The organism is Amycolatopsis sp. NPDC104587 (assembly GCF_055583645.1).
In genome coordinates this window covers 68,260-89,727 of sequence record NZ_JBVJNO010000019.1, presented here as the reverse complement: position 1 = coordinate 89,727, position 21,468 = coordinate 68,260, and the positions used below count along the sequence as shown (strand labels likewise).

Genomic DNA, 21,468 nt, shown 5'->3' with positions numbered 1-21,468 from the left:
TCGGCGTCGATTGTCCCCTCTTTCGGCTCCGGCCGCGCGACTTGCGCTGGAGCGCACTCCAGCTCGTACCGTCGGCGTCATGACCACCGCACAGCACAAGCTCGGCTCCGGCTTCGGCGCCACCACCACGGCCGCCGAAGCCGTCGCGGGCGTCGACCTCACGGGGAAGCTCGCCGTCGTCACCGGCGGTTACTCCGGGATCGGCCTCGAAACCACCCGCGCGCTCACCGGCGCGGGCGCCCACGTCGTCGTCCCGGCCCGCCGCCGCGCGGCCGCCGAGGAGGCGCTGGCCGGCCTCGGGAACGTCGAGGTCGACGAGCTGGACCTGGGCGACCTCGAGAGCGTCCGCGGCTTCGCCGACCGGTTCCTGGCCTCCGGACGGCGGATCGACCTGCTCATCGGCAACGCCGGTGTCATGGCCTGCCCCGAGACCCGCGTCGGCCCGGGCTGGGAGGCCCAGTTCGCCACCAACCACCTCGGCCACTTCGCCCTGGCCAACCGGCTGTGGCCGGCGATCGCCGACGGCGCCCGCGTCGTCTCACTGTCCTCGCGCGGCCACCACAACTCGCCGATCCGCTGGGACGACGTCCAGTTCACCCGCGGCTACGACAAGTGGGCGGCCTACGGCCAGGCCAAGACGGCCAACGTGCTCTTCGCCGTCCGCCTCGACGAACTGGCCCGTTCGCGCGGTGTCCGCGCGTTCGCGCTGCACCCCGGCGGCATCATGACGCCGCTGCAGCGGCACCTGTCCCGCGCGGAGATGGTCGAGCGCGGCTGGATGGACGAAGCCGGGACGATGCTGATGGAGTTCAAGACGCCGGAGCAGGGCGCGGCGACGACGGTCTGGGCCGCGACGTCACCGCAGCTGGCCGGGCTCGGCGGGCTGTACCTGGAGGACTGCGACGTCGCCGAGCTGTCCGACGCCGAGGGCATGACCGCCTCGGGCGTGCGCTCGTACGCCGTCGACCGGGAGCAGGCCGCACGCTTGTGGACGCTCTCGGCGGAACTGACCGGAGTGGACGCCTTCGGGGCCGCCTGACGTTTGCGCTTCACGGGATCGGGGTACACCGCGGCCGTGGCCGACGACGCGGAAGACGTGACGTGTGCTCGCTTCGCGCTCAGCGAGTTCGGCTCGGCGCCGCACCCGGTCCTCGGGGACGTCCGGCCGCCCGAGCTGCTGGCCGGGCGGTACGAGGTCGGCCGGCTGATCGGCAGCGGCGGCACGGCCCGGGTCTACCGCGCCTTCGACTCGCGGCTCGCCCGCGAGGTCGCCGTCAAGATCTACGACCGCGAGGTCGTCGCGCTCGACCAGCGGCGCCGGCTGCGCGAGATGGACATCCAGGCGAGCATCACGCACCCGGGCGTGGTGGCGCTGCTGGACAGCGGCTCCGAGAGCGGCCGGACGTTCCTGGTGATGCAGCTCGTCGAAGGCGACAACCTGGCGGAGCGCCTGCTCGGCGGCCCGATGCCGGTGGCCGAGGTGACGGCGCTGGCGGCCGGCCTCGCCGAAGCGCTGGCGCACGTCCACGCGCGGCGGATCGTCCACCGGGACCTGAAGCCCGCCAACGTGTTCCTGTCCCAGGACGGCCCGCTGATCGGCGACTTCGGCATCGCCCACGCACTCGACACGACGCACATAACGGGCACGGGCGTGGTCCCGGGCACGGCGGCGTACCTGGCCCCGGAACAGGTCGGCGGCGAGCCCGCAGGGCCACCGGCGGACGTGTACGCGCTCGGGCTGATCCTGCTGGAGTGCGTGACGGGCCGGCGCGAGTACTCGGGCACGATGATCGAGGCGGCGATGGCCCGTCTGACGCGGCCACCGCGGATCCCGGAGGGCTTGCCGCCCTCGTTGGCCCACACGTTGAGGCGGATGACAAGGCGCGAGCCCACCGACCGCCCGACGGCGGCGGAGGTGCTGGAGCTGCTGCACGCGCCGGTGCCGGTGGTGTCCTGGCCGAGCAGTCGTTCCTGGTGGCGCCGCGGGGTGGCCGCCGGGTTGACGGCGATCGGGCGGCGGCAGGAGGCGGTTGACGGGGTGCTCGCGCCGACCCAGCCGCACGCGATGAGTGCCGGTTCCGCGGTGGGTTCGGAGATCGCGGACGCCACGGCCCAGCCCGGGACTGCCGGAGCAGCTTCGAACCAGCCCGCCGCGACGGATGGTCCGGCCGGAGCCGGGTCGGCCTCGCCGGCCATCGCGGCAACAGCCTCACACCAAGCCTCCGCAGCGAACTCCCCAGCCGGCGCCGACCACCCGGCAACCGCCGGAGCCGGGCCGGCCTCGCCAAACATCGCGGCAGCAGCGTCGCACGCAGCGAACTCACCGGCCGACGCCGACCACCCGGCAACCGCCGGAGCCGGGTCGGCTTCGCCGGGCATCGCGGCAGCTGCCGCAGCTCACCCAGCGGCCGCCGGAACAGCTCCGCGGGGCGACACGCCCGCCCCATCGTGGCCGGAACCCGCCGCAGCCGAGCAAGCCCCGCACCCCGCCGACACCAGCAACCGCGCCCTCCCCCACACCCGCCCCGCCCAGCACGTCGGGCCTCCCCCGGCCCGCCCCCGTCGGCTCGCCCTCGCCGTCGGAATCTCGGCCGTTGCCGCTGCCACCCTCGCGGCCGTGCTGCTCACCATTCCCGGCACCGGGACCACCACCCCCGCCCAGCAACCTGCCCCCCACTCCTCCGCGCCCGCGACCGCTCCGCCTTCCTCGGCCCCGCTGGCCGAGTCCGGGAACCCCGCACCCGCGCCGAGGGTCACCGAAGCCGCGGATCTCGAACCCGCCGCCGTCACCCGTTCGAGTGCAGTGCATCCGCCGAAAGGGCCAAAGCCGCCCAAGCCGCCGAAGACCGGGAACAGTGGCAAGGGCAAAGGCAAGGGACCCGGCCACGACCAGTCCTGAGGACCTCCGGCCGCACGAACCGGGCCCATCGGCCCTAGTGCCCGGAACCGCCGTGAAATAGACCGTAATGCGCGTCGAATTCGATTCCTCGGATTCGGACTCGAAGCAATAACGACCGGTAACCGGAACCGGCTCGGCTCCGACACATCCACCGTGTCCGCCGCGCCGAACGCGGTGCCGGCACCCACCGCCGGGAATCCCCGTCGCGGCCGGTTCGTCGACTTTCCGGAGGTCGGAATGAGTGTCCACGCTGCCCTGGTGCGGCCGGTTCTGCGTACGTCGCGTGGCCGGCACGCCAAGCCCCGTCCCGCGTGGCCGCGGGTCGCCGGCCGGGCAGTCTTCCTGGTCATGGCCATCTTCTCCGTGGTCGCGGTGGTCGGCGCCGGGTGGCCGCCGGTGCTGCTCGTGGTGCCCGCCGCGGCCGTCCTGCTGCTCGCCGCGAGTGTCGCGAAACTGCGGACCGCGTCGCGGAAGATCGACACGATCTTCGCCGAAGAACTGACCGGGCCGGAAACGCTTTCCGAAGCAGCGTGATCAATTCCGGCATACCCCCTTTCGCGTGACACCCCGATGGGTGCAGGCTGATCAGGTCGCACAGCGAAAGGACGGCCCATGCTCCCCCGGTTTTCCCTGCTGATCGACGGCAAGGCCGTCGGCGCCCGCTCCGGCCGCACGTTCGAGTCGCAGAACCCGTACACCGGACAGCCGTGGGCGGTCGTCCCGGACGGCGGCCCGGAGGACGTCGACGACGCCGTCGCCGCGGCCCGCGCGGCGCTCGATGGCGAGTGGGGCGCGACGACCGGGTTCGCCCGCGCCGCCCTCCTCCGCCGGTTCGGCGACCTCATCGGCGACCACGCCGAGCGCCTCGCCCGGCTCGAGGTCAACGACTCCGGCAAGCTCTACCGCGAGATGATCGGCCAGCTCACCGGGCTCGGCGGCTGGTACCACTACTTCGCGGGCCTGGCCGACAAGATCGAGGGCCGCCAGATCCCGGCGCCGAACCCGGACTACCTCGTCTACACCCGCCGCGAGCCGGCCGGCGTGGTCGCGGCCATCACGCCGTGGAACTCGCCGTTGCTGCTGCTCACCTGGAAACTCGCGCCCGCGCTGGCCGCCGGGTGCACGTTCGTGGTGAAGCCGTCGGAACACTCGCCCGTCTCGACGCTCGGGCTGGCCGAACTGGTCACCGAAGCCGGGTTCCCGCCCGGCGTGGTCAACGTCGTCACCGGGCTCTCGCGCGAGACGGGCGCGGCGCTGGCCGGGCACCCGGGGGTCGACAAGGTCGCGTTCACCGGGTCGACCGCCACCGGCCGCGCGGTCGCCGTGGCCGCCGCCGGGAACCTCACCAAGGTGACGCTGGAGCTGGGCGGCAAGTCGCCGCAGGTGGTGTTCCCCGACGCCGACCTCGCCGCGGCCGCGAACGGGGTCGTCGCCGGCGTCTTCGCCGCCACCGGCCAGACGTGCATGGCCGGCTCCCGGCTGATCGTGCACGCCGACGTCCACGACGAGCTGGTGCGGCTCATCGCCGAGCGCGCCGAGGCGATCCGGCTGGGCGACCCGAACGAGCCCGGCACCGAAATGGGCCCGGTCGCCAACGCGCCGCAGTACGAGAAGGTGCTGCACTACCTCGAAACGGCGAAGGCCGAAGGCGCGACGGTCGTCTGCGGCGGCGAGGCGGAACCGACCCTGGGCGGGCTGTTCGTCCGGCCGACCGTGCTGACCGGGGTGACGCCGGAGTCGACGGTCGTGCGCGAAGAGGTCTTCGGGCCGGTGCTGGCCGCGCTGACGTTCACCGACGAAGCCGAGGCGATCCGGCTGGCCAACAACACGCCGTACGGGCTCGCCGGCGCCGTCTGGACGAAGGACGTGCACCGCGCGCACCGCGTCGCCGCGAAGCTCAAGGCCGGGACGGTGTGGGTGAACGCCTATCGCGTAGTGGCGCCGTCGGTGCCGTTCGGCGGGGTCAAGAGCTCGGGCCTCGGCCGCGAGAACGGGGTGCACGCGATCGACGAGTACCTGGTCGACAAGGCGGTGTGGGTCGAGCTGACCGGCGGGACGCGGGATCCGTTCACCCTCGGCTGATTCCGGGCGACCTCGACCGCGGCGGGATTCCCTCTCCCCACTTCAACATATAGCCGACCCCGGGGCTTGTGGCAAGACCCCGGTGCGGGTCCACAATTCGGGCTCACCTTTTTCCAGCGGAGGGGATTCCGTCATGCGTGTGCTGCTGTCCACGATCGGCTCGCGGGGCGAGGTTCAGCCGGTCGTGGCGCTGGCCTCGGAGCTGAGAGCGCTCGGGCAGGACGTCCGCCTGTGCGTGCCCCCGGACTTCCGGGACTGGCTCGACGAGCTCGGGTTCGACGTCGTGCCGATCGGCCCTGAGCTGCGTGGGACCGCCACAGGGAACCGTCCGACACCCGAAGAGGTGCGCAAGGCGGTCGAAGACACCGTCACGACGCAGTTCGAGACGATCGCCTTGGCGGCGAAGGGATGTGACGTCCTCCTCGCCGCGGGCGCGCTGCAGTTCGCCACCCGTTCGATCGCCGAGCGGACCGGCGCCGCCTACGTCTATGCGAGTTTTTGCCCGATCACCCTGCCGTCGGATCTGCACGCGCCGCCGCCGATGCCGTGGCGGACGCCCGGAAAGGCGGAGAACCGTGCCCTTTGGGACGAGGACGCGCAGCGCTGGAAAGCGCTTTTCGGCGGGCACGTGAACGCCTGCCGCGCGGCGGCCGGCCAGGATCCGGTGGACGACCTGCAGGCGCACGTGTTCTCCGATCGGCCGTGGCTCGCCGCCGACGCGGCGCTGGCGCCGTGGCCCGAGCCGGGCGACGCGCGGGTCGTCCAGACGGGCGCGTGGGTCTGGCCGGACGAGCGGCCGCTGCCGGACGACCTGCTCGAGTTCCTCGACGCGGGTGAGCCGCCGGTGTACTTCGGGTTCGGCAGCATGCGCGCGCCGGGCGAGCTCGCCGAAGTGATGCTCGCGTCGGCGCGGGCGCACGGCCGGCGGGCGGTCATCGCCCGCGGCTGGGCCGGGCTGGCCGCGGTGGCCGGGCAGCCGGACTGCTTCGGCATCGACGAGATCAACCAGCAGGCGCTGTTCAAGCGGGTCGGCGCGGTGGTCCACCACGGCGGCGCGGGCACCACGACAGCGGCGGCTCGCGCGGGCGTTCCGCAGGTGGTGGTGCCGCAGATGTACGACCAGCACTACTTCGCGGGCCGGGTCCGCGAGCTGGGCCTCGGCGCGGCGACCGAGCCGGGGGTGCCGACGACCGAAGCGCTGACGGCGGCTCTCGGCGTGGCGCTGAACCCGTCCGTGGCCGGGACGGCCCGGCGGTTCGCGGCCCGGGTCCGTGCGGACGGCGCGAGCGTCGCGGCGCACCACCTGCTGGCGACGGCGCCGCTGACGTCGGCTTGAGGTCGGTTTCCCCGGGGTTCCGGCGACCGGTACCCCGGGCGGCGCGCTAGCGGTTGGCCGGGGTGTACTCCAGGCGGCCGTCGACCGGCAGCAGGTAGCCGGCCCACCGCTCCTCCGGCACCACCCCGCCGACCTCGGCCGCCGTCAGGGGGTCCAGCTCGAAGCCGATCAGGCCGAGGCGGAAGCCGACCTCGCGGAACGCCTTCGCCGCCACCCCGGCCAGCCACGAGTCCAGCGCCGCCCGCGACGCCGGCGACCCGGAGCCGCTCGAGGACCCGGACGGGAATCCGCCGATCCGGTGTTCGAGCCGCGACAGCGCGGTGAGCGGGAGGTAGAACGTCACGCAGTCCGGGCCGTCGTCGTAGCGGGTGACAAGACTGCCGCAGACCACCGGGCCACCGAAGGTCACCGTGCCCCGCAGGTGGCCGGACGACGTCTCCAGCGCGGGCACCGCGCCCGCGGCTCGCCACACCGCGCTCACCGCGGCGTCGAAACGCTCGTCGTCGAGTTCGAGGGAAAGCTCGTAGAAGCCGCCGGTCCAGTTCTCCGGATCCGTGAGCGACGCGGGATCGTGCACCAGCGCAGTCTGCCAGCCGGAGAGACCGAAGGGTATGGAGTTCTTCTGCCACCACCGCGACCGCACTGATCCTATATGGACGGCTACGCGGAGCGGATGATCACCCGCGGCCCGACCTTCGACGAGCCCGCCTACCAGGCCGGCGTCTACCTGGACGTGCTGATCCGCCGGTGGCGCAACAGCCTGGGCCGCACCATGTGGGAGCCGCCCGGGGAGCCGGACGCCCGAGCCGCCCGCTTCGGCGGACGCCGTTAACGCAGGTCCAGCCACATGATCCGCAGCCCGACGTCACCCAGGTCGGGGTGGCGGAACGCGCCGGGTGCGGTGCCGAGCGTGACGAACCCGAGACTCTCGTAGAGCCGGACGGCGGCCGTGTTGACGTCGACGACGGCGTTGAACTGGATCGCCGCGAAGCCGCTTCGCCGCGCCCAGGCGATCAAGTCGGTCGTGAGGGCGCGGCCCACCCCTTTGCCCCGCGCCGCCTTCGCGACCATCAGGCTGCCGGAAGCGACGTGGCTGCCGGGCCCGGGCCGGTTGGCGTACATGTTCGCGGTGCCGGTCACGCGGCCCCCGTCGACGGCGACGACCACCCGGGCGGGCGGAGCCACCAGCCAGCTCCGCCGGGCCTCGGGTTCGGTCATCGCGGGATCGTAGGGAAACGTCCGCTGCTCGGTGACGACGTCGCTGACGATCGGCCAGATCCGCGGCCAGTCTTCGTCGCGGGCCTCGCGGATCACGCGGCCGCCACGGCGTCGCACAGGTCCGGGACGACGGTCTCGATGTCTTCCCGCACCACAAAATCGGCGTCTGCGTCCTGCGGCGAGCTGCCGACGGCGAAGAAGAGCCCGCCGAGCTGTGCGAGCGCGTCGGCGTCGGCCATGAAGTCCTTGAGCATGAAGGCGTTCGCGCGGCTCGGGTAGCCGGGGATCCCGGACGCGGTGGAGACACCGCGGATCCGGGTGAGGAGCTTCTCGTCCATGGCGCGGAGGTTAACGAGCCCGCCGCGTCCGGACGACCGGTTATCGGGCCGCGTCGGTGACCAGCAAGGGGTTGTCCGCCCGGATCGCCGTCAGCACCTCGGCCGTGGTCGTCTCCTGGGCGGCGCGCAGCTCGTCTTCGGTGATGCCGAAGACAGTCAGGAACGTGACCGCGCCATGCGGTGTGGTGATCTCGCCGAGTACCGGGTCTTCGTCGAACGCGAGCGCGGTGAGGCGCGTGCCGGCCGAGCCGGTGATCGGGCCGCCCGGGTTCATGCGGTGGCCCGGCGCGAACACCCGGCCGGTCGAAAAGACACGCCGTCCTGGCCGGGCAGGGTGTCCGTGCCCAATGCAGGGGTTCCTGCGCCGCGACCGCGGCTTCGATCGCGTCCCAGCCGGGCGCCGACTCTCAGTTCTTCCGCAGCCGCAACGCCAGCGCGGGACACGCGGCCGCCGCGCGACGGGCGTCCGCCACCAGGTCCGGTGGCAGCTCGCCGGGCGCCACCACCGGGTAACCCCACTCGTCCAGCCGCACCGACTCCGGCAGCAGGTCGGCGCACAACCCGTGCGCGCGGCAGCCGATCGGGTCCACCGAAAGCCTCACGCCACTCCCTCCAGCACCCGGCACCGGCCGCCGGCCAGGTGCGCGGTCACGTCGGACGCGAACGTCCGCAGGGCCGACGCCGCGAGGCGGGCCGCGCCGTCCGGGTGGCCGCACGCGCCGCGGCCGGTGAGGAGCGGGATGCGGTGGGCCAGGCGGGCCGTCGACGGGCCGCCGCGGACCAGCTCCGCGAAGTCCGCCGCGATCGCCGGCAGGCCGAACATGCACGGTCCGCACTGGCGGGCCGACTCGGCGGCGAGGAACTTCAGCACGCCGGCCGTGTGGGCCAGCCCGCACGCGCCGGCCGGCAGGGCGTACACCGCCGGGATTCCGGTCAGGCCGTCACCCAGGTCGGACGTCCACGTGCCGCCGTAACCGCCGACGAGCACCGCCTGCACCGGCTCGGCCTCGCCGCCGGCCGCGGCCAGCGTCTCGGCGACGGACGCGCCCGGCGCCACCTCGACCACACCGGGCCGCCGGACCGCGCCGGTCACCGTGACCAGGTCGGTGCGGGCCGCGCGGTAGTGGTGCGGGCCGAGCAGGACGGCCAGCGCGACCTGCGCCAGCGTGTCGACGTTGTCCACCAGCGTCGGCCGGCCCCGCACCCCGCGTTCGGCGGGCCGCGGCAGCTTGCCGAGCGGCCGCGCGTCGCCGGACGTCAGGAAGTGGACCAGCGCGGTTTCCTCGCTGGCGACGTACCGGCGCGGGATCTCGGCGATCCGCATGGGCACCCGGTCGTCGCGCTCGGCCAGCGCGGCGGTGACGCTCGGCAGCACCGGGCTGCCCGCGTGGACACAGAGCACGGCCTCGCCGGCGCCGATGGCGTGGGCGGCGAGCTGCAGGCCGTCGAGCACGAGGTGCGGGGACAGCGTGAGCAGCGCGGCGTCCTTCCGGCTGAGCGGGTCGCCTTCACAGCCGTTCGCGACGACGATCGAGCGTCGCGCCCGGGCCGCTCGCAGCTTCACCGCGGTCGGGAAGCCCGCGCCGCCGCGGCCGCGCACGCCGGCCGCGTCGACGGCGTCGATCAGGCGGTCTCGGCCGTCTTCGCCGTGGTAGGCGACCCACGGCACGACGCCGTTGCGGCGCCGGTGCCCGGCCAGGTCGAGCCGGTGCGGGGGCAGGGTGCTCATCGGGTGCCTCCCAGCGGCGAGAGCTTGCGGGTTTCGGTGTCGGCGTGCTTCACGCCGGCGCGGTAGCCGACGGCGCCGAGCGCGGCCAGCACGCAGAGCACGTCGAGGGCGACGATCCAGCCGTACGCGGCGTCGTTTTCGGCCATGCCGAAACCGTGCACGAGGGCGACCGGCCAGCAGAGGTAGGCCAGCCAGTGCACCGCGCGCCAAGCGCGCGGCGGGATGCGCGTGCGCAACAGGCTGGTGACCACGATCGCGAGCAGCAGGTCGATCGCGACCGCGCCGAAGCCGACCCAGAGCGGCCGGTAGTCCGAGCCGAACGGGACGACGACGTCGAGCCAGCTCAGCGGGACGTACCCGTCGAGGACCGCCGACACGATGTGCGCGGCGAGGAAGCCGAGGCTGGTCAGCGCGAGGTTCCGGTGCACGGCGGCGACGGTGAACCGCGGCCACGCCCGCGTCGCGAACCGGCCGGCGCCGAGCGCGCCGAGGACGACGACGCCGGTGAAGAGCACCAGCGACACCAGGCCGGTCGCGCGGCTGAAGTACCAGACGGCGGTGCTCATGACGCCCGCTCTCCGGGCCAGCCGGGAGTCAGGACGACGTCGCCGTCGACGCCGACGAGCCGCGCGGAGAGGTGGCGTCCGGTGAGCCAGCCGGGCGCGTCGGCGCCGAGGACAATGGCCGCGGTGCTCGCGGTGTTGGCGTCCACAGTGGACTTCGCGGCGACGGTGACGGTGCGCCAGCGCGGTTTCGCGACGTCCCCGGTGCGCGGGTCGACGATGTGGTGCACGGCCCGGCCGCCGCGGCGCCAGCGCCGCCGGGTGGTCCCGGAGGTGGCGAGACCTCCGGTGTGGAGCGCGACAGTGGTGTCCGGCCGCGCGACGGCTTCGGAGTGGTCGTCGCCGATGGCGATCTGCCAGCCGCCCTCGGGAGCGCGGCCGGCGATGCGCAGGTCACCGCCGAGGTTGACGAGGGTCCCGCACCCGACGGCGGCGTGGATCCGCCGAGCGGCCCGGTCGGCGGCGAGGGCTTTCGCGGTGGCGCCGAGGTCGAGGTGGATGTCGCGGGGGAGGACGACGAGCCGCTGGATGGGATCGAAGAGGACTCGGTGCCAGCCGGGGGCGCTTTGGGTGAGAACGGCGACGCTTGCGGTTGAGGGAGACTCGCCGCCGGCTGCCGCGGGGAAGTGCTGATCCGCATCAAGGCCGCGCGGGGCTGGTGCGCCGCCGGTCGGCGCAGCGAAGCCAGAATCCGCGCCCGGACCGCGCGGCGCCGGTGCGCCGCCGGTCGGCTCAGCAATGCGCTGATCCGCGCCAAGCCCGCCCGAGGCCGACTCGCCGCCATCCAACCCACGATCCCCCGCGATCACCTCCGCGAAGTCGCGGTCGTACCCCAGCGCCCGCACGGCCGTCCCCACGGTCGGATCCACCAGCCCGTCACTGAGCCGGGCCGCCCGCAGCGCCGCGCCGAGGGCCTCCGCCAGCAGCTCCCCCACCCGGACCTGCCGGCCGGCGACCTCGTGCAGCCGTGAAATCTCCGAGTCGGTCCGGAACCGGCTGCACGCCGCGTCGATCGCGGCCAGCTCCTCGTGCAGCAGCAGCACCGCCACCTCGAGCCGTGCCGGGTCCGTCACCAGGACCTCCGCCGTGGTTCCCAGTGCGCGAAACGCCGTCATGACGCACCCGAGCCCGTGTGCGCGCTGCCCGAGCCGGAGTCCACGCCGCTGTCGGAGGACTGCAGCTGGTCGCCGGTCGTGCCCGTGGTGGTGGTCGTCGTCTGGGAGGCCGAGGCGGAGGACAAGCCGAAGCCGATCGCGCCGACCGCGGCCGCTCCGAGCACCGCCGCGGCCGCCGTGGCCAGGGCGGCCTTGCGGCGGCCGTGCTCGCGGCGGGCCGCTCCGCCGGTCGTGTAGGGGTCCATGGGAACGAGTGTCGGCGCCGTTCCTTTGAGCGAGCTGGGAGCGACCTGTCAAACCCCTGGCTGTCCATTGTGGACACTACGAAAGGAGGTTGACACCGGACAGCGATTCACTCACTCTTTCCGTTGTCCGCCGGAGGTTTCCTGGTGTTCACGAGCCGGACGACAACACGGCACGAACCGGCCCCCTGCCGTGGGCATCATGAGGCGCCCCACCACGTCAGCGTTGGAGGACCCATGATCCGCAAGCGGATCCTCGCCGTGCTCGCCGCCACGACCCTGGTCACGGCCGGTGCCGTCACGGCGGCCGCCGTCACCGGAACGGACGAGCCGGCAGTGCAGCCCACCGCCGCCACCGTGCCGGCGTTCGACCACATCGTCCTGGTGATGTTCGAGAACAAGAAGTACTCCTCGATCAACGGCAGTTCCAGCGCGCCCTACTTCAACACCCTCGCCTCGCAGAGCGCGAAGTTCACGAACTCCTTCGCGATCACCCACCCGAGCCAGCCCAACTACGTCGCCCTCTTCTCGGGCGCGACGCAGGGCGTGACCAGCGACAGCTGCCCGGCCGACCTCGGCGCGAAGGCCAACCTGGGCCGGCAGCTGATCGACGCGGGCAAGACGTTCAAGGGCTACTCCGAGTCGATGCCCTCCGACGGCTACACCGGCTGCTCCAGCGGCACCTACATGCGCAAGCACAACAGCTGGGTGGACTTCTCGAACGTCCCCGCCGCGAGCAACCTCCGCTACACGAGCTTCCCCACCGACTTCACCCAGCTGCCGACGGTCTCCTTCGTCACGCCGAACATGTGCTCCGACATGCACGACTGCTCGGTCGGCACCGGCGACACCTGGCTGAAGAACCACCTCGACGCCTACGCCCAGTGGGCGAAGACCCACAACAGCCTGCTGATCACCACGTTCGACGAGGACAGCGGCACCTCGGTGAACCAGATCTTCACCAGCTTCACCGGCGCGCACGTCCAGGTCGGCAGCTACAGCGAATCGATCAACCACTACACCGTGCTGCGCACGATCGAGGCGTCCTACGGCCTGCCGGGTCTCGGCGGCGCGGCGAGCAAGTCGCCGATCCTCGACGTCTGGCAGTAGGCCGCGTGTACCTCTCCACCATCGGTCGCCGGGAGCACGCCGGGGCAGCGTCCCCGCGCAAGCTCTCGGCGATCGGCGCGAACGTCTTCGCGCTCGGCGCCGTCAGCATGGTCACCGACGTCTCTTCGGAGATGGTCACGGCGATCCTGCCCGTCTACCTCGTGCTCGGGCTGCATCTGAGCCCCGCGGCGTACGGCCTGGTCGACGGTCTCTACACCGGCGCGACGGCGTTGCTGCGGGTCGCCGGCGGGTACGTCGCGGACCGGGTCCGGCGGCGCAAGGTCGTGGCCGGCACCGGTTACGCGCTGTCCGCGGTGGCGAAGCTCGGGCTGCTCGCGGCCGGGGCGTCGGCGGGCGCGATCGGCGCGGTGATCACGCTCGACCGCGCCGGCAAGGGCCTGCGGACCGCGCCCCGTGACGCGCTGATCACGCTGTCGACCCCCGAACCGCTGCTCGGGCGCGCGTTCGGCGTGCACCGCGCGATGGACAGCGCCGGCGCGTTCGCCGGTCCGCTCGTCGCGCTGGCCGTGCTCGCCGCGGTCGGCGCCACCGACCCCGAGGCGTTCGACGCGGTGTTCGTCGTCAGCTTCTGCGTCGCCGCGATCGGCGTGCTGCTGCTGGTGCTGTTCGTGCGTGACCGCCGGACCCCGCGGCCCGCCACCCCGGTCTCGCCCCGGGCCGCGGCGGCTCTATTGCGCGGGAGCGGGGTGCGGCGGCTGCTGGTCGCGGCGGCCGTGCTCGGGCTGGCCACCGTCGGCGACGGGTTCGTCTACCTGCTGCTGCAGCACAAGGAAGACATCGCCACCGGCTGGTTCCCGCTGCTCGCGGTCGGGACCAACCTCGCCTACCTGCTGCTCGCCGCGCCGCTGGGCGCGCTGGCCGACCGGGTCGGGCGGCTGCCGGTGGTGCTCGGCGGCTACGGCGCGCTGGCGCTCGTCTACCTGCTGCTGGCCGGCCCGGTGTCCGGCTGGCCGCTGTTCGCGCTCTCGCTGGCGTTGTACGGCGCGTTCTACGCCGCGACCGACGGCGTCCTGATGGCGCTGGCCGGGCCGCTGCTGCCGGAGTCGTTGCGCACCACGGGTCTTTCGCTGGTGCAGACGGCGCAGGCGCTGGCCTACTTCGCCTCGTCCGTCCTTTTCGGACTGGCGTGGCAGTTCTGGGGCGCGGAGCCCGCGATCGCCGTCGCGGCCGGCGCGGCGGTGGTCGCGATCGGCGTGACGTTCGTGGTGCTCTCCCCGAGGAAGGCTGCGTGAAGACCCGGATCCTGATCGCCGTTGCCGGTGTGCTCGTGCTGGCCGGCGCCGCGGTTGCGTACGTCGGCTTCGCGAGCGCGCGCAGCCACGACGTCACGGCGACCGGCGTGGTGAGCCTCTCCCCCGGCCCGCGGCTGCTGTTCCGCAGCACGGCCGACGCCGACCGCGGGCACGTCGCCACGGTGGCCGCGGCCGACCCCGGCGGCGCGCGGACGGTGTCACCGCTGTCGTGCAACCGGGTGTACGCCGCCGGCGGCACCGGGCTCTGCCTGCGCCCGGACGGCGACCTCACCACCTACCAGCTGGTGGTGCTCGACGCCGGCCTCGCCTCGAAGCGCGAGATCCCGCTGGTCGGGCTGCCGAACCGGGCGCGGGTGTCGGCGAGCGGCCGGATGCTCGCGTGGACGGTGTTCGTCACCGGCGACTCCTACAACGGCGGGATGTTCTCCACCCGCGCCGGCATCCTCGACACGGCGACCGGCGACCTCGCGGGCACGCTGGAGGACTACGCGGTCACGCTCGACGGGCAGCCGTACCAGGCGGCCGACGTCAACTTCTGGGGTGTCACGTTCACCCGCGACGACCGCCACTTCTACGCGACGATGTCGACGGCCGGGCGCCGCTACCTCGTCGCCGGCGACTTCACCGCGCACACGGTCCGCACGCTGCGCGAGAACGTCGAGTGCCCGTCGCTGTCCCCGGACGGGACGCGGGTGGCGTTCAAGTCCGCAGTGGACGGTGACCCGGCGAAGGGCTGGCGGCTGTCGGTGCTGGACCTGGCGACGTCGAAGGTGACCCCGCTGGCCGAGACCCGCAGTGTCGACGACCAGCCGGCCTGGCTCGACGATCACACGATCGGGTACGGCGTCCCCCGGGCGCCCGGCCACGCGGACGTCTGGGCGGTTCCGTCCGACGGCTCGGGCGCGGCCCGGCTGCTGGTCCCCGAGGCGGAGTCTCCCGCGGCCCTCGGTTCCTGAGCGCCTCGGCCTCACCCGGACGTGTCCGGTTTTGGCCACTGACCGGGGAACCGAAAACGGAACCCGGGCGTCCCACCTGCGGCAAACTGTTACATTGCCGACGGGGCCTGTCACTCGGCCGGCGGGGAGGAGTTCCGGTGGGTTTCGAGGTCGACGTCGCGGACATCAAGGCCGCGGCGGCCAAGCTCGGTGCGGGGACGCCGCCGACGCTTTCCATCGGCGGGTCGCCGAACGTCGGGAACACCGCCCGCGCCGGCGGTTTCGCCGGGGACTACGACGTCTGGCTGGCGACGCGCAAGGACGACCTGGACGCCGCGCAGCAGCAGGTCGGCTACCTGGTCGAAAGCATCGAGGCGGCCGCGAAGGCCTACCACGGCACCGATTCCGGGGCCCGGGACGCGTTCCTGAAGGCGCTGGACAGCAGCTTCGAGAGGATCGACCGGTGACGGCGGTGTTCGACAAGATCTACGCGCTCGCCGACCAGGTCGAGAAGGGCAGCACCACCGAGCTGGACGACCGCGCCCGGGCCTGCCGGGCCACCAAGGAAACCCTCGCCGACACCAAGGCCCTGCTGGAGAGCGTGCGCGTCCAGCTGAGCGAGGCCTGGCAGGGCGGGGCCGGCGAAGCGGCGCTCAAGTCCCTGGACGCGTTCAAGCAGAACCGCGACGACCAGGCCCACGACCTCGAGGAGTCGGCCAAGTCGTTCGAAAGGATCCGCGACGCGCTGGCGAAGGCCCAGCAGGACGCCCGGAACAAGCGCGCGGACGCCCAGGGCCTCCAGAAGAAGCTCGACCACGGCTGGCACGGCTTCGGGATCCGCCAGGTCGACCTCGCGGTCGCCTGGGCGCAGGACAAGGCCGTCAAGGCCCAGGCACTGGTCCTGCTGGCCGACCTGGAGCGGGTGACGACCACCTACGACGCGATCCTGCTCATCGAGGGCCAGAAGCTGCGGTTCAGGACGGGCCAGGTGTGGGAGCTCGCGGGCTCCGAAAAGCGGAACATCGGCGAAATCGGGGTGATCCTGGCCCGTGAGGTACCCGGCCTCCTCGCGCTGCTGAAGAAGTACCCGGAACTGTGGAAGGCGCTGAAGGAGCAGGACTGGGACAAGATCATGCAGAACCCCGAGGTCGCGCAGAAGATCTACGACTACTTCGGCTTCCGGTACAACGAGGAAGGCGACTTCTACACCACCGGCGAGCATTCGGTGCAGAGCTACCTCGGCTGGGGCGACCTCTACGACAAGCTGGAGAAGGGCATCGGCGCTGATCTCGACCGCACCAGCCCGCCGGACGGTGACAACATGCAGTTCACCGACCCCAAGACCGGGAAGACCTACCGGGTGGAACTGTGGAAGGGCACCTACGGGAACGGCGCCGGGTTCGGCGGCGAGGTCGGGATCTACACCAGTGATTCGCCGAACGGCAACGGGTTCATGAACTCCGACTACGGTTCCGGGTTCTTCAACGCCGCTCAGGGCGATGACCAGATGAAGGTGACCCAGACGATCTACAACAAGGGAACCGGCGAGGTCTACTTCACCAACGACGGCCAGGGCGCGGACGGCACCGACAAGAAGCACTTCTGGAACCTGGCGATCCGCACCGAGTCCGGCATGGAGCGTGGCGAGCTGGCCCAGAGCGCCACGATCGAGCTGCGCGACCCCGAGCTGCGCGACCGGATGTACACCGAGATGACCCGGTTCGCCGCCGCGCACCCCGAGGAGCACCTCACGATCACTAGAGGGTCCGACCACCCGCCCACGCTGAGCTACGACTGGCGGAAGTGACCGCTACAGACCGGTCATCGGCTTGAACTCGTACGGCCCGTCGTCGTCCTCCTCGACGCGGCGGGCCGGCTTCCGGGGATCGTCCAGGCCCGCGAACACCGCGTCGACGTCGACCAGGGCGGCGACCTCGTCGGCGACGTGCTGGCCGTGCCGGTCTTCGATGTCTTCCAGTCCCGTGCGCAACGCCGTGGTGGCGGCGCTCCTGGCCTGGTCCCGCAACGTGCTTGCCAGCTCCTCCGGCGTTTCGCCGGAACCCCGCCTCGAGTCGGTCATGCCCCCAGCCTAGGCGGAGCGGGCCGGGTTTCAGTCCATTTTGCGAAGACCGTCGAGGATGCGGTGCAACAGCTCGGTGTCCGGGACCGCGAACGCCAGCCGCGGCACCAGCACCCGGCCGGTGGACGGCCGCGGCGGCGGGACGGTCCGGGGCAGCCGCCACGGCAGCTGGTCCGGGGACGCGTCGCGGCCCGGCTGCTCCGGGATCGGCAGGGTCGGCAACGCGATCGTGCCCGCCTCGGCCAGCTGCCGGGACGCCTGCTCGTACCGCAGGCGCGCCTGGATGCCGGCCACCGTCCAGTCCGGCTCCGGGTCCGGCACGGCCGGCGCGCGGCGAGGCCGGCGGCGTTCGAGCGTCACCGCCCAGGCCGCGGCGGCGAGCGCGGGGAGCAGCAGACCGGCGACGATGGCGAGACCGGGCAGGTCCACGGACATCACGTGGCCCCGGCGACGGGTAGCAGCATGGCGTTCACTTCCGGACTTGCGGTTCTTCCGAAGCATGGCCGACACCTGGGTATTCGACGTGAACGAATGTTTCGCGGACCCCGGAGCCATCATGAACGACGGTCAACGCTCCCGCAAGCGGCCGAACGAGGTGCCCCGTCCGGGGGCGAAGCCGCTGGTCAGAGCCCGTTTTGGGGTAGCCTGAACGAGCCCCTCACCAGGTAGTACGGCCACCGGCGGCGTCCGGTTCACTTTTCTTTGCACGACGCGCTCGAGTGCCTCCCCGGGGCCGCGCCCGTGTCGGACGTTAGACCGAAGACGGGTGACCGCCTCAGCCCAGCGAGCAGCTGCGGGCCAGCTCGGCCGGGGTCGCTCCGGCAGGCCGGGCGATGGTCCCGGACGCCGGCGGCCGCACGCCGCGCAGCCAGCCCGCCAAGGCGTCGAACGCCGTGCGGAAGCACGGGCCCAGCGGCCGCAGCCGATCCGGGTACTGGTCCACCAAGCCGTCCACGTGGTTCCCGTCGACCACTCGGTAGTACCGATGCAGAGAACCGCGTCCCGACGCGCTGATCATCCGGTCGTAGACGTCGGAGTCCCGCGTGATCGGCAGCAGCGTGTCGAGCGTGCCGTGCAGGGTCAGCAGCGGCTTGCCGATCCGCCCGGTCAGCGAGATCCGCTCCACCGCCCGCGCCACTGACGACGGCCGGGACGCATAGTCGTAGTCCGCGTCACAAGTCGGAGTTCCGCTGGCGCAGAAGGGATTTCCCGCCGCCAGCGAGCCGTCGAACGACGGATCGACCTCCTCGCGGTAGATCCGCTGGGTCAGGTCCCAGTAGACGCGGTAGTGGTAGTCCCACAGGAACTCCGACCCGGGCGCGAACCCGGCGTCCAAAATGGATTTGTGCGCCGCCTCGGACCCGGCCGCGTAAGCCGGGTAAGCCCGCAGCGCCGGCGGCAGGAACGTGAACAGGTTCGGGCCGTCGGCCCGCCACAGCGTCCCCTCCCAGTCGACGCCGCCGTCGTAGAGCCACGGCCGGTTCTCCAGCTGCCACCGCACGAGGTACCCGCCGTTGGACAGCCCCGCCGCCAGCGTCCGCGCCGGCGGCCGCCCGTAGTGCCGGGCCACCGCGCCGCGGGCGGCCAGCGTCAGCTGCGTGACGCGCGTGTTCCACTCCGCCAGCGCGTCGCCGGGCCGGACGCCGTCGGTGAAGAACGTCGCGCCGGTGTTGCCCTTGTCGGTCGCCGCGAACGCGTACCCCTCGGCCAGCGCCTGGTCGCCGATCGCGCGGTCGTTCGCGTACTGCCGCCGCACGCCGGGCGAGCCGGCGACCACCAGGCCGCCGTTCCACCGGTCCGGCAGGCGCAGCACGAACTGGGCGTCGTGGTTCCAGCCGTTGTTCGTGTTCGACGTCGACGTGTCCGGGAAGTACCCGTCGACCTGGACGCCGGAAACCCGCCCCGGCTCCGGCAGGCCCGCCGAGGTGAGCCCCGCCCAATCGGCCTCGACGGTGTGCCCGGACGCGAGCGTGCCGGTCGTCGTGAGGTCGTCCAGGCAGACGGCGACGGACTTTTCCGCGCCGGGCACAGCGACCCGGCAATGCCCGGGCGCCGCCGACACCGATGCGGGCACCGCCGTCGCGAGCGCTCCCGCCAGAACCACAGCCAGCCAACTCCGCACGGTCCACCTCCGGGGTCTGATGGGACAGAACCCAAGCGTGTGCCCGGCCCGGGAACCATCCCGGCCGCCACCATGAATGCCCGCCGCGATGTGGTGGCCGGCCACATGGTCCGGACCGCGCGGGACGACCTAACGTCGCTGGAAACCCTCTCAACGACGAGAAGGACGTCCTCATGCGCAAGCTCGTCTTCGCCGGACTCGCCGCGATCACCGCCGCCGTGCTCACCACCGTCGGGGTGGCCAGCGCCGATCCGCCGCCGTCGTCCCTGGTCCAGGTCGCGAACTTCGGCGCCAACCCGGGTGCGCTCGCGATGTACACCTACACCCCCGCCGGCCTCGAAACCGGCCGCCCGGTGGTCGTCGCCCTGCACGGCTGCACGCAGAGCGCGGCCGACTACTACGCCCATTCCGGCTGGCCTGAGCTGGCCGACCGCTGGCGGTTCGAGGTCGTGTTCCCCCAGCAGTCGACCGCGAACAACTCGCTGAAGTGCTTCAACTGGTTCGGCACCGCCGACGACACCCGTGGCAACGGCGAGGCGGCGTCGGTCAAGTCCATGGTGGACAAGGCGGTGGCCGACCACGGTGCGGACACCTCGCGCGTGTTCGTCACCGGGCTCTCGGCCGGCGGCGCGATGACCGCGGACCTGCTCGCGGCCTACCCGGACGTCTTCGCCGGCGGCGGGGTCATGGCGGGCATCCCCGCGCAGTGCGCCACGAGCATCACGCAGGCGACGAGCTGCCAGCAGAACAACCAGAACCTGACCCCGGCGCAGTGGGCGTCGAAGGCCAAGGCGCAGTACCCCGGCTACGGCGGGCCGTACCCGCGGGTCGCGATCTGGCAGGGCACCGGCGACTACACCGTCTACCCGGTCAACGGCACCGAGCTGCGGGACCAGTGGACCGCGGTGCACGGCCTATCGCAGACCCCGACGAGCACGCAGAACCTGCCCGGCAGCACCACGTTGACGACCTACGGCGACCAGGTGCAGCTGTACTCGATCGCCGGCATGGGCCACGGCACCGCGGTCGACCCCGGCAGCGGCGCGACGCAGTGCGGCAGCACCGGCGCGTACTTCCTCGCCGGGATCTGCTCCAGCTACTACACCGGCGTGTTCTTCGGGCTGGACAAGGGATCGGGGTCGACGACCACCCCGCCGCCGCCGACCACCACGACGACCACCACCCCGCCGCCGTCGGGCGCCTGCGTGAACGCCAGCAACTACGCCCACACCCAGGCCGGGCGCGCGCACCAGAGCGGCGGGCAGGTCTACGCCAACGGCTCCAACCAGGCCATGGGACTGTGGAACACCTTCACGATTCACGCGCTGCGGGAGACGTCAACGGGTTACTGGGTCATCGCCGACGGGCAGTGCTGACGCGGTGCTCTCGCGGACCGTCACGGTCCACTCGGCCGGCCGGGCCGGGACTCGCTCGCCGAGCGCGATCAGCGCGCAGTCCCGGCCCTGGTCGAACAGCGACTGGGTGATGGTGGTGAGCCCGGCCCGGGCCGCGTCCGGATCGTCGTCCCACCCGGCGACCGCGACGTCTTCGGGCACTCGCAGGTCCCGTCGGCGCGCGGCGTCGAGGACGGCGAAGGCGAGCTGGTCGCTCATGGCGACGACGGCGTCCGCTTCGCACGTGTCGAAGAGCGCGTCGGCCATCGCCGTGGCTTCTTCGCGGTCGTTGCGGGCGACCACCGCGACCGGCAGCCGGCCGGGATCGCGCCCGGCGTCCCGGCAGTGGTCGTAGACGCCGAGAAGGCGTTCGCGCGTAACGGGAAACTCGACTTCGTCGGGGTCCGGGCCGGTTTCGAGCCGCGGCCGGCGGTCGCGGTCGAAGGGGAAGGCGAGCACGGCGGGCCGCCGCGCGCCGGGGAAGGTGCGGGCGGCCAGCTCGCGGGCGGACGCGCGGTTGCCGATGGTGACCACCCGGGCCCCGGCCACGGCGGGGCCGCCCTGAATCGCGACGGGCTTGCCCAGCCCGGTCACCACGGCGAGCACAGGATCGGTGTCGACGGTCGTCCAGACGATGTACCCGTCGACCGACGCCGACCGCACCCGCTCGACGTCGTCGGCCGCCCCGGTGGTCGGGATGAGGTTCAGCCCGCTGCCCCGCTCGCGGCAGACCTCGGCGACACCGGCGAGGAACCGGCGGGCCTGCGGGTCCTCGAACGCGTACGCGAGGTGTTCGCCGAGCACGACGCCGATCGCGCCGTTGTGGCGGCGGCGCAACGACCGCGCGGTCGGGTCCGGCCCGCGGTACCCGAGCTCGGCGGCGGCCTCGCGGACACGGCGCAGCGTCTCCGGGGCGACCCGGTCCGGCTGGTTGTAGCAGTACGACACGGTCATCGCCGAGACGCCGCAGTGGCGCGCGACGTCGGCCATCGTGACGCGCGCGGGGCTGGACATGACCCCACCTTAGCTGT

General features: G+C 72.7%; 25 protein-coding genes. 12 read left to right on the top strand and 13 right to left on the bottom strand.

Annotated elements, in window-relative coordinates; all coding sequences use genetic code 11:
• Positions 1–79 precede the first annotated feature (79 nt).
• The 5 genes from ACZ61C_RS42100 to ACZ61C_RS42080 all read left to right on the top strand — a co-directional run bounded on the left by ACZ61C_RS42100 (position 80) and on the right by ACZ61C_RS42080 (position 6,317).
• Complete coding sequence (locus ACZ61C_RS42100; protein ID WP_465313552.1) at positions 80–1,039, top strand: SDR family NAD(P)-dependent oxidoreductase; 960 nt, start codon at positions 80–82, stop codon at positions 1,037–1,039.
• 36 nt (positions 1,040–1,075) lie between these two features.
• Positions 1,076–2,899: a serine/threonine-protein kinase gene (locus ACZ61C_RS42095; RefSeq protein ID WP_465313551.1), complete on the top strand. Its 1,824-nt coding sequence runs from the start codon at positions 1,076–1,078 to the stop codon at positions 2,897–2,899.
• A 237-nt stretch (positions 2,900–3,136) separates the two neighbouring features.
• Positions 3,137–3,433: a hypothetical protein gene (locus tag ACZ61C_RS42090; protein ID WP_465313549.1), complete on the top strand. Its 297-nt coding sequence runs from the start codon at positions 3,137–3,139 to the stop codon at positions 3,431–3,433.
• A gap of 78 nt (positions 3,434–3,511) precedes the next feature.
• Positions 3,512–4,981 (top strand): aldehyde dehydrogenase, encoded by a 1,470-nt coding sequence (locus ACZ61C_RS42085; protein ID WP_465313548.1) that lies wholly within the window; start codon positions 3,512–3,514, stop codon positions 4,979–4,981.
• Between the two features lie 133 nt (positions 4,982–5,114).
• Complete coding sequence (locus ACZ61C_RS42080) at positions 5,115–6,317, top strand: glycosyltransferase (protein ID WP_465313547.1); 1,203 nt, start codon at positions 5,115–5,117, stop codon at positions 6,315–6,317.
• A 46-nt stretch (positions 6,318–6,363) separates the two neighbouring features.
• Here the strand turns inward: ACZ61C_RS42080 and ACZ61C_RS42075 are convergent, their stop codons facing one another.
• Positions 6,364–6,894: a hypothetical protein gene (locus ACZ61C_RS42075; protein ID WP_465313546.1), complete on the bottom strand. Its 531-nt coding sequence runs from the start codon at positions 6,892–6,894 to the stop codon at positions 6,364–6,366.
• A 75-nt stretch (positions 6,895–6,969) separates the two neighbouring features.
• Between ACZ61C_RS42075 and ACZ61C_RS42070 the strand changes: the two genes are divergently transcribed.
• A complete protein-coding gene (locus ACZ61C_RS42070) occupies positions 6,970–7,149 on the top strand; it encodes a hypothetical protein (protein WP_465313545.1) in 180 nt (59 codons plus the stop codon).
• On the opposite strand, the gene ACZ61C_RS42065 is transcribed toward ACZ61C_RS42070, so the two are convergent.
• Genes ACZ61C_RS42065 through ACZ61C_RS42030 form a run of 8 tightly spaced genes read right to left on the bottom strand, consistent with a single transcriptional unit; the run spans position 7,146 to position 11,525 of the window.
• The gene (locus tag ACZ61C_RS42065; RefSeq protein ID WP_465313544.1) at positions 7,146–7,631 is read right to left on the bottom strand and encodes a GNAT family N-acetyltransferase; all 486 of its coding nucleotides are present in this window, start codon (positions 7,629–7,631) and stop codon (positions 7,146–7,148) included. The genes ACZ61C_RS42070 and ACZ61C_RS42065 overlap by 4 nt on opposite strands.
• Positions 7,628–7,873: a hypothetical protein gene (locus ACZ61C_RS42060; RefSeq protein ID WP_465313542.1), complete on the bottom strand. Its 246-nt coding sequence runs from the start codon at positions 7,871–7,873 to the stop codon at positions 7,628–7,630. The genes ACZ61C_RS42065 and ACZ61C_RS42060 overlap by 4 nt, the downstream gene beginning before the upstream one ends.
• 40 nt (positions 7,874–7,913) lie before the next feature.
• Complete coding sequence (locus ACZ61C_RS42055; protein ID WP_465313660.1) at positions 7,914–8,222, bottom strand: suppressor of fused domain protein; 309 nt, start codon at positions 8,220–8,222, stop codon at positions 7,914–7,916.
• A 58-nt stretch (positions 8,223–8,280) separates the two neighbouring features.
• A complete protein-coding gene (locus ACZ61C_RS42050; RefSeq protein ID WP_465313541.1) occupies positions 8,281–8,475 on the bottom strand; it encodes a ferredoxin in 195 nt (64 codons plus the stop codon).
• Positions 8,472–9,602 (bottom strand): NADH-ubiquinone oxidoreductase-F iron-sulfur binding region domain-containing protein, encoded by a 1,131-nt coding sequence (locus ACZ61C_RS42045; protein WP_465313540.1) that lies wholly within the window; start codon positions 9,600–9,602, stop codon positions 8,472–8,474. The genes ACZ61C_RS42050 and ACZ61C_RS42045 overlap by 4 nt, the downstream gene beginning before the upstream one ends.
• Positions 9,599–10,168 (bottom strand): ferric reductase-like transmembrane domain-containing protein, encoded by a 570-nt coding sequence (locus tag ACZ61C_RS42040; RefSeq protein ID WP_465313539.1) that lies wholly within the window; start codon positions 10,166–10,168, stop codon positions 9,599–9,601. The genes ACZ61C_RS42045 and ACZ61C_RS42040 overlap by 4 nt, the downstream gene beginning before the upstream one ends.
• Positions 10,165–11,280 (bottom strand): FAD:protein FMN transferase, encoded by a 1,116-nt coding sequence (locus ACZ61C_RS42035; RefSeq protein WP_465313538.1) that lies wholly within the window; start codon positions 11,278–11,280, stop codon positions 10,165–10,167. Before ACZ61C_RS42035 ends, ACZ61C_RS42040 begins: the two co-directional genes overlap by 4 nt.
• Positions 11,277–11,525: a hypothetical protein gene (locus tag ACZ61C_RS42030; RefSeq protein ID WP_465313537.1), complete on the bottom strand. Its 249-nt coding sequence runs from the start codon at positions 11,523–11,525 to the stop codon at positions 11,277–11,279. The genes ACZ61C_RS42035 and ACZ61C_RS42030 overlap by 4 nt, the downstream gene beginning before the upstream one ends.
• A 234-nt stretch (positions 11,526–11,759) precedes the next feature.
• On the opposite strand from ACZ61C_RS42030, the gene ACZ61C_RS42025 reads away from it, so the two are divergent.
• The 5 genes from ACZ61C_RS42025 to ACZ61C_RS42005 all read left to right on the top strand — a co-directional run bounded on the left by ACZ61C_RS42025 (position 11,760) and on the right by ACZ61C_RS42005 (position 16,648).
• Positions 11,760–12,632 (top strand): alkaline phosphatase family protein, encoded by an 873-nt coding sequence (locus ACZ61C_RS42025; RefSeq protein ID WP_465313536.1) that lies wholly within the window; start codon positions 11,760–11,762, stop codon positions 12,630–12,632.
• Between the two features lie 5 nt (positions 12,633–12,637).
• Entirely contained in the window at positions 12,638–13,885 is a 1,248-nt protein-coding gene (locus ACZ61C_RS42020; protein ID WP_465313535.1) for an MFS transporter, read from the top strand.
• Positions 13,882–14,862: a TolB family protein gene (locus tag ACZ61C_RS42015; protein WP_465313534.1), complete on the top strand. Its 981-nt coding sequence runs from the start codon at positions 13,882–13,884 to the stop codon at positions 14,860–14,862. The genes ACZ61C_RS42020 and ACZ61C_RS42015 overlap by 4 nt, the downstream gene beginning before the upstream one ends.
• Before the next feature lie 137 nt (positions 14,863–14,999).
• Positions 15,000–15,308 (top strand): hypothetical protein, encoded by a 309-nt coding sequence (locus ACZ61C_RS42010; RefSeq protein ID WP_465313533.1) that lies wholly within the window; start codon positions 15,000–15,002, stop codon positions 15,306–15,308.
• Entirely contained in the window at positions 15,305–16,648 is a 1,344-nt protein-coding gene (locus ACZ61C_RS42005) for a DUF4474 domain-containing protein (RefSeq protein WP_465313532.1), read from the top strand. Before ACZ61C_RS42010 ends, ACZ61C_RS42005 begins: the two co-directional genes overlap by 4 nt.
• A 3-nt stretch (positions 16,649–16,651) precedes the next feature.
• Here ACZ61C_RS42005 and ACZ61C_RS42000 read toward each other — a convergent pair whose 3' ends face one another.
• From ACZ61C_RS42000 to ACZ61C_RS41990, 3 genes are all read right to left on the bottom strand, one after another.
• Complete coding sequence (locus tag ACZ61C_RS42000) at positions 16,652–16,921, bottom strand: hypothetical protein (RefSeq protein ID WP_465313531.1); 270 nt, start codon at positions 16,919–16,921, stop codon at positions 16,652–16,654.
• A gap of 30 nt (positions 16,922–16,951) precedes the next feature.
• Entirely contained in the window at positions 16,952–17,356 is a 405-nt protein-coding gene (locus ACZ61C_RS41995) for a hypothetical protein (protein ID WP_465313530.1), read from the bottom strand.
• A gap of 340 nt (positions 17,357–17,696) precedes the next feature.
• Entirely contained in the window at positions 17,697–19,025 is a 1,329-nt protein-coding gene (locus tag ACZ61C_RS41990) for a 3-hydroxybutyrate oligomer hydrolase family protein (RefSeq protein WP_465313659.1), read from the bottom strand.
• A 191-nt stretch (positions 19,026–19,216) separates the two neighbouring features.
• Here ACZ61C_RS41990 and ACZ61C_RS41985 point away from each other — a divergent pair, with 191 nt between their 5' ends.
• A complete protein-coding gene (locus ACZ61C_RS41985; RefSeq protein ID WP_465313529.1) occupies positions 19,217–20,419 on the top strand; it encodes an extracellular catalytic domain type 1 short-chain-length polyhydroxyalkanoate depolymerase in 1,203 nt (400 codons plus the stop codon).
• Here the strand turns inward: ACZ61C_RS41985 and ACZ61C_RS41980 are convergent.
• On the bottom strand, positions 20,381–21,451 hold the full coding sequence (locus ACZ61C_RS41980; RefSeq protein WP_465313528.1) for a LacI family DNA-binding transcriptional regulator: 1,071 nt from the start codon (positions 21,449–21,451) through the stop codon (positions 20,381–20,383). The two genes, ACZ61C_RS41985 and ACZ61C_RS41980, sit on opposite strands and share 39 nt — an antisense overlap.
• Between the last annotated feature and the right edge of the window lie 17 nt (positions 21,452–21,468).